Annotated in this window: 6 protein-coding genes and 2 pseudogenes; 2 read left to right on the top strand and 6 right to left on the bottom strand. The window is 71.5% G+C overall.

What is annotated here, in order from left to right; translation table 11 throughout:
• Positions 1 to 125 precede the first annotated feature (125 nt).
• A complete protein-coding gene (gene secD / locus COGEMETH_RS24055) occupies positions 126 to 1,733 on the bottom strand; it encodes a protein translocase subunit SecD (RefSeq protein WP_238185200.1) in 1,608 nt (535 codons plus the stop codon).
• Between the two features lie 61 nt (positions 1,734 to 1,794).
• On the bottom strand, positions 1,795 to 2,130 hold the full coding sequence (gene yajC, locus COGEMETH_RS24050) for a preprotein translocase subunit YajC (protein WP_238185199.1): 336 nt from the start codon (positions 2,128 to 2,130) through the stop codon (positions 1,795 to 1,797).
• Between the two features lie 169 nt (positions 2,131 to 2,299).
• On the opposite strand from yajC, the gene COGEMETH_RS24045 reads away from it, so the two are divergent.
• Both COGEMETH_RS24045 and COGEMETH_RS24040 read left to right on the top strand, forming a co-directional pair.
• Entirely contained in the window at positions 2,300 to 3,166 is an 867-nt protein-coding gene (locus COGEMETH_RS24045) for an ATP-binding protein (protein WP_238185198.1), read from the top strand.
• A gap of 139 nt (positions 3,167 to 3,305) precedes the next feature.
• A pseudogene (locus COGEMETH_RS24040) lies at positions 3,306 to 3,665 on the top strand (YidB family protein); the annotation flags it as partial.
• 55 nt (positions 3,666 to 3,720) lie between these two features.
• Here the strand turns inward: COGEMETH_RS24040 and COGEMETH_RS24035 are convergent.
• The 4 genes and pseudogenes from COGEMETH_RS24035 to COGEMETH_RS24020 form a co-directional block, all read right to left on the bottom strand.
• Positions 3,721 to 5,145, bottom strand: coding sequence for a peptidoglycan DD-metalloendopeptidase family protein (locus COGEMETH_RS24035; RefSeq protein ID WP_373875427.1), 1,425 nt, complete (start codon positions 5,143 to 5,145; stop codon positions 3,721 to 3,723).
• A 137-nt stretch (positions 5,146 to 5,282) separates the two neighbouring features.
• Entirely contained in the window at positions 5,283 to 5,954 is a 672-nt protein-coding gene (locus COGEMETH_RS24030) for a protein-L-isoaspartate O-methyltransferase family protein (protein ID WP_238185195.1), read from the bottom strand.
• 15 nt (positions 5,955 to 5,969) lie between these two features.
• Complete coding sequence (locus COGEMETH_RS24025) at positions 5,970 to 6,236, bottom strand: YARHG domain-containing protein (RefSeq protein ID WP_238185194.1); 267 nt, start codon at positions 6,234 to 6,236, stop codon at positions 5,970 to 5,972.
• A gap of 41 nt (positions 6,237 to 6,277) precedes the next feature.
• Positions 6,278 to 6,530 (bottom strand): annotated as a pseudogene (locus COGEMETH_RS24020) (5'/3'-nucleotidase SurE); the annotation flags it as partial.

Raw genomic sequence — 6,530 nt, 5'->3', positions numbered from 1 at the left:
AGGGACAGGGTGAGGGGTGTAACCTCTCCGGTGAGGTCTCCTCCCTCACCCCAACCCTCTCCCGCTCGGGAGAGGGGGCCTGTCGCGCCGTCCGCGTCCTCCGTCGATGATCCGTCTTTCCAAACTCAGAACGGCAGGGCCTTGGGCCGGAAGGTCGTATACCACACCGCGATCATCATCCGGGTCAGCGTGACCGCCGTGATGACGGTGGTGAGGATGCCCAGGATGAACACGACGGCGAAGCCCTTCACCGGGCCCGAGCCGAGGAAGAAGAGAATCAGGGCGGCGATCGCCATGGTCGAGTTCGAGTCGATGATGGTGGCGAAGGCCCGGTCGAACCCGGCCTGGAGCGCCGAGATCAGGGAGCGCCCGGCCCGGTGCTCCTCGCGCATGCGCTCGTAGATCAGCACGTTGGAATCCACCGCCGTGCCGATGGTGAGCACGATGCCGGCGATGCCGGGCAGCGTCATCGTCGCCTCCAGCACCGACATCAGGCCGAGGATCAGGCCGACGTGGACGGCCAGCGCGATGTTGGCGATGAAGCCGAAGGTGCCGTAGGTCAGGAACATGAAGGCGACGACGAGGAGCGCGGCCACGCCGGTGGCGAGCTTGCCGGCCTCGATCGAATCGCGCCCGAGCCCCGGCCCCACCACGCGCCGCTCGACCACCGTGAACTTGGCCGGCAGCGCGCCGGCCCGCAGCAGCACCGAGAGGTCGTTGGCCTGCTGCACGGAGAAGTTTCCGGTGATCTGGCCGGAGCCGCCGGTGATGGCGGTGCGGATCACGGGGGCCGAGATCACCTCGTTGTCCAGCACGATCGCCATGCGGCGGCCGACGTTCTCCGAGGTCGCCTGACCGAAGCGCTGGGCGCCCTTCAGGTTGAACTTGAAGCTCACCATCGGCTCGTGGGACTGCTGGTCGAAGGCCGGCTGGGCGTCCGTGAGGTCGCCGCCGTCGGCCATGATCCGCCGCTCCACCGGCACCTTGGCGCCCTTCTCGTCCTTGGAGGGCAGCATGTCCACGTCGCCGCCGGCCGAATCCGACAGCATGCGGAATTCGAGCTTGGCGGTGGAGCCGAGGATCTTCTCCAGCCGCTCCGGGTTCTGCTCGCCCGGCACCTGGATCAGGATGCGGTCGGCGCCCTGCTGCTGGATCGAGGGCTCTGTGGTGCCCGTCGAGTCGAGGCGGCGGCGGATGACCTCGATGCCCTGGGTCACGGCGCGCCGCGTGCGCTCGTTGATGCCGGCATCCGTCAGGCTGAGGCGGACCAGCCCGTCCGGCTGCTCGGCGATCTCGATGGTGCGGCCCCCGGTCTGGCCGACCAGGGGGTTGGAGACCGGCTGCGCCAGTTCCTGGAGCTTGGGCATCAGCTTGGCGCGGCCGGCGGCGTCCGGCACCCGGATCTGGACCCCGCGCTGCTGCAGGCCGATGCCGCCCTCGGCGCGCACGCCCTCCTGCTGCAGGATGCGGCGCACGTCGTCGCGCAGGGCCTTGGCCTGGGAGGCGACCAGCTCGTTCTGGTCCACCTCCAGCAGGAGCTGCGAGCCGCCCTGGAGGTCGAGGCCGAGCACGATGGCGCGCGTCGGCACGATCCAGGCCGGGAACCAGCCCGGCAGGGAGGCCATGAAGCCCTTGCGCTGCTCGGCCGAGAAGAAGCTCGGCACGGCCAGGCTCAGGCCCACGAGGATGACGGCGAGCGTCGCGACGATCTTGGAACGGGAAAAGCGCAACATCCGCCGTCTCTTGTCTTTGCAGTCCTGCCGGGCGCCTGGCCCGGCATGCTGAGATGGCGGTTCAGGCGGCCTTGACCGGGCCGCCCTTGACGCGGACCTCGGAGATCATGGTGCGCACGACCTTGACCCGGACGTTGGGCGCGATCTCGACCTCGATCTCGGAAGCCTCGTCCGTCACCTTGACCACCCGGCCGACGAGGCCGCCGTTGGTGACGATGGTGTCGTCGCGGCGCACGTTCTTGACCAGCGCCTGGTGATCCTTGACCCGCCGCTGCTGCGGGCGGAGGATCAGGAAGTACATGATCACGAAGATGAGGACGAACGGGACCACCTGCAAGGCGATCTCCGCTCCGCCAGCAGCGGTGCCGGCCCCTTGCGCGAAGGCGGGGGTGATCAACAGCGTCTCCTCGGATGTGTGGGCCCGCGCGGATGCCCGCCGGGCCTGTCAAAAAGCGCGCGGACTATAGCCACGGGCGACCCGAAAGCAACGCACCGAACCGGCTGCGCGACGACGGATGCGATGCCGGGGCGTGATTTCCGGTGGCAATCCGCATAAGAGGCCGGGCATGACCGAGCTTGCCATCGTCCTGCCGCTCCTCGAACGCATCGCCGCGGCCCTGGAGCGCGCCGCCCCGCCTGCCCGGCCCGAGACCGACATGGGGGCGGCCGACGCCTTCCTGTGGGGGCCGGAGCGGCGCCTGCTGCCTGTCACCCAGGTCAGCCGCGTCGAGATGGGGCTGCTCACCGGCATCGACCGGGTGCGCGACCTGCTGGTGGAGAACACCGAGCGCTTCGCCCGCGGCCTGCCCGCCAACAACGCCCTGCTCTGGGGCGCGCGCGGCATGGGCAAGTCCTCCCTGGTCAAGGCGGCCCATGCCGAGATCAACGGCCGCCGGCCGGAGGGCAGCCTGCCGATGAAGCTCGTGGAGATCCACCGCGAGGACATCGAGGCGCTGCCCGACCTCATGGCGATCCTGCGCCCCGACCCGCACCGCTGGCTGGTGTTCTGCGACGACCTCTCGTTCGATGCCGACGACACCTCCTACAAGTCCCTGAAGACGGCGCTCGACGGCGGCATCGAGGGCCGGCCCGGCAACGTGCTGTTCTACGCCACCTCCAACCGGCGCCACCTCCTCGCCCGCGAGATGGTGGAGAACGAGCGCGGCACCGCGATCAATCCCGGCGAGGCGGTGGAGGAGAAGGTCTCCCTCTCCGACCGGTTCGGCCTCTGGCTCGGCTTCCACAAGTGCAGCCAGGACGAGTACCTCGCCATGATCCGGGGCTATGCCGAGCGCTACGCCCTCGCCGTCGAGCCGGACCGGCTCCGGGCCGAGGCGCTGGAATGGTCGGCCACCCGGGGATCGCGCTCCGGCCGCACCGCCTTCCAGTTCATCCAGGACCTCGCCGGGCGGCTCGGCCGGACGCTGGACTGATTCTTTCTTGGTTTTGCGCTGCGCCCATGCGGCGGCAGGGCTACGGCATGCGGCCGCGTCGAGGCGGCGTTGACCGCCTGAGCTTGCCTTCCGTACCCATGCCGGCTTTCAGTGGGCGCGCCACGACGCGACAGGAGACCGGCCGATGAGCTTGATCGACACCCTCAGGAACGCGCTGGCCGGACCGCTGGGGCAGGCCGCGGCGGAAGCGCTGCCCGGGCTCGTCGAGCGAGTGCTGCCCGGCGGAATCCAGGGGCTGCTCGACCGGCTCCAGCGCTCGGGCTACGGCCGGCAGGTCAATTCCTGGCTCGGCCGCGGCGAGAACGAGCCGATCACCGCCGACGACCTGCGCAAGGTCCTCGACAACGCGCAGGTGCGGCAGGTGGCCGAGAAGCTCGGCATCCCCGCCGACCAGGTGCTCGACGCGCTCGCCAAGGTCCTGCCCGCGGCGGTCGACACGCACAGCCCGGAAGGCAGGCTTCAGCCGCCGGCCGCGTGAAACGCGAAACGGCGGCCCCGAGGGGCCGCCGCGCGGTCGTCGTATCCCAATAAAACTAGTTGCTGGCGAGCTGGGACATCGGGTCCACCGGGGCGCCGCCCTTGCGGATCTCGAAGTGGAGCTGGGGCGAGGTCACGTTGCCCGAGGCGCCGGACTTGGCGATGGTCTGGCCGCGCTTGACCTTCTCGCCGGGCTTCACGTCGAGTTCGCCGTTGTGGGCGTAGGCCGAGACGTAGCCGTTGGTGTGGCGCACCAGCACGAGCTTGCCGTAGCCCTTCACGTCCGAGCCCGCATAGGCGACCGTGCCGTCCTCGGCGGCCTTGACCGCCGTGCCCTCGGGCACCGCGATGTTGATGCCCTCGTTGCCCGACGAGCCGTAGCCCGAGATCACCCGGCCCTTGGCGGGCCACCGGAAGGTCTGGTCGGACGCCGCGGCGACCGAGCCGGTGCTGGCGGGCTCCGACTTCTCGGGGGCTGCCGGCTTTGCGACCGCCACCTTCTCGGGCTTCTCGGCCGAGGCAGCCTTCTGTGAGGCCTCCTTGGCGGCCTTGGCCTCGGCGAGCTTCTTGGCCGCCTCCTTGGCGGCGTCCGCCTTGGCGAGCTTGGCCTCGCCTTCCGCCTTGCGGGCGGCCTCCGCCTTCGCGTCGGGCTTGGTCTCGACCTTGGCTACCGGCTTGAGGGCGGTCTTCGTGTCGGTCTTCGTCTCGGCCTTGGCGGTCTGGCCGGGGCGGACGTGGCGCTTCTTGTCGGCCTCCTTGAGGGCGGCCTCCTTGCGCGCCTTCTCGTCGGCGAGTTTCTTGGCCGCCGCCTCCTTGCGCTCGGCCTCCTTCTCGGCCGCCTCGCGCTTGGCTTCCGCCTTGCTCTCGGCCTTGCGCTTGGCCTCGTCCTCGCCGCGCTTGGCCTCGACGGCCTTGATGCGCTCCGAGGGGGCGGCCGGCACGGTGCGGGCCGTCATGGGGGCGGCCGCCGGGTTCATGCCCGAGGCGTTGTAGACCGGGATCACGATCTGGCGGCCGGGGGTGATCTGGCTGGCGCTCGTCAGGCCGTTGGCCGACAGGATCGCCGAGGCCGGCACGCCGAAGCGGGTCGACATCTGGTTGAGGCTGTCGTTCTGCGACACGGTGATGGAGGTGCCGCCCTGGGCGCTCCAGCCGGCGGCCCCCGTCGAGGCGACGCGGGTGACGGGGGAGGCGGCGGCCGGCGTCGCGGCCGAGAGCGCCCGGCCGGCCGGCAAGGCGGCCCGCGGCGTGATCGGGGCCGAGGGCGCGCCGAGCGCCTCGGACTGGATGCGGCCGGTGCGGATCGCCGGGCCGGCGGGCAGGCCGCCGTCCGGCAGGCTGCCCGTCGCCGAGGGCTCGCTCGACAGGTTCGAGGCGAAGGGGTTGGTGAAGGGGTCGCCAAGCCGCGACGCATCCGAGGAGCAGGCGGCGGCTCCACCGCCGATGACCCCGATGAGGGCGAAGCGCGACAGCGTTCTCATCCCCCGACCAGTTCCGCGAACCCGCATCGACGCACCCGTTTGCCTGACGCAACTTGATGAGCCCATTGAAGCCGGATTCAGGTTAAGCAACCGTTCCCGTTCACCACGTTCCTCGACCTGCGGGAACCTTATCCCGGCTACAGGCAGAGCGCCCGCCCCGGCACGAGCGGCGCGAGGCGCGCGGGCGGCCCCGGCTCCTGGCGGACGGCATCGGCGTCCCGCTCGAAGGCGGCCACGCGCGAGCCCTCCCCCGCGGCGAGCACGAGGACGAGGCGCCCGCCCGGCCGCAAGGCGGCAAGCCACCTGGGCTCGGGGGCGGCCACGCTGGCGTGGACCAGGATGCGGTCGTAGCGCTGTTCATCGGCATCGAGCGCGAGGCCGTCGCCCTGGAGCACCCGCGCCACCGTGCCGGGGCCGAGGTTGGCCCGGGCGAAGGCCACCAGCGTGGCGTAGCGCTCCAGGCTCGTCACCGAGGCCGCGCCGAGTTGGGCCAGCAGCGCCGTGGCGTAGCCGGAGCCCGTGCCGACCTCCAGCACGTCCTGGCCCGGCTCGACCCGCAGCAGCGCCAGCATCGTGGCGACCAGCGTCGGCGCCGTCATCGCCGCGCCGCAGGGCAGCGGCAGGGCCATGTCCCGGCGGGCGCGGTCGCGGTGCGCGAGGGGCGCGAAGCGGGCGCGGGGCACCCGCTCCATGGCCCGCAGCACCGCGGTGTCGCGCATGCCCCGGCCGCGCAGCGCCATCACGAAGGCCGCGTTCTCGATCTGCCCTTCGAGGCCGCCATGGTCGGCGAGCCCGTCTTCGGGGGGCATGGGGCGGGGCCCTGCTTAGCGCGGGCAGCCGTTCTCCCGCTCCCGGCGCTGGATGTCGGCGACCTTGGCGCGGTCGCGAGCCGAGAGGGGCACGTCGGCGATGTCGTCGTACTGGCAGCCCGCATTGCCGAAGGCCTGGATGCCGCGCTGCGTCTTGAAGCAGTAGCCGGCGTCCTTGTAGGTCGCGTTGCGCTCGCCCCAGAGTTCGTCGCACGGAAAGTCCGCCGCCGCCGGCGATGCGGCCAGGACGAGGGCGAGGCAGGCGACGGCGCGGCGCGGCATGGGGCGTGACCCTCGGGCTGTGGTGATGGTCCGGGCCGCGCTCATTCCGCGAAGGCCTGGGCGAAGCGGGTGAGGGTCGGCTCGTCGGTGAGGTCGAGGCGCAGGGGCGTGACCGAGATGCGCTTCTCCGCGATGGCCTTGAGGTCCGAGCCGTTGCCCGGCTCGAACCGGGCCTTGGCGAAGGCCAGCCAGAAATACGGGTTGCCGCGCCCGTCGCTGCGGGCGTCGATGGCCAGCAGCGCCTGGTTGCGCTGACCCTGCGCGGCCACCGCGATGCCGGCGACCTCCTCGGGC

The sequence above is a fragment of the Methylobacterium trifolii genome (assembly GCF_022179685.1).
Taxonomy (GTDB): domain Bacteria; phylum Pseudomonadota; class Alphaproteobacteria; order Rhizobiales; family Beijerinckiaceae; genus Methylobacterium; species Methylobacterium trifolii.
The sequence above is the reverse complement of the archived record's forward strand: the minus strand, read 5'-3'. Positions and strand labels throughout refer to the sequence as shown.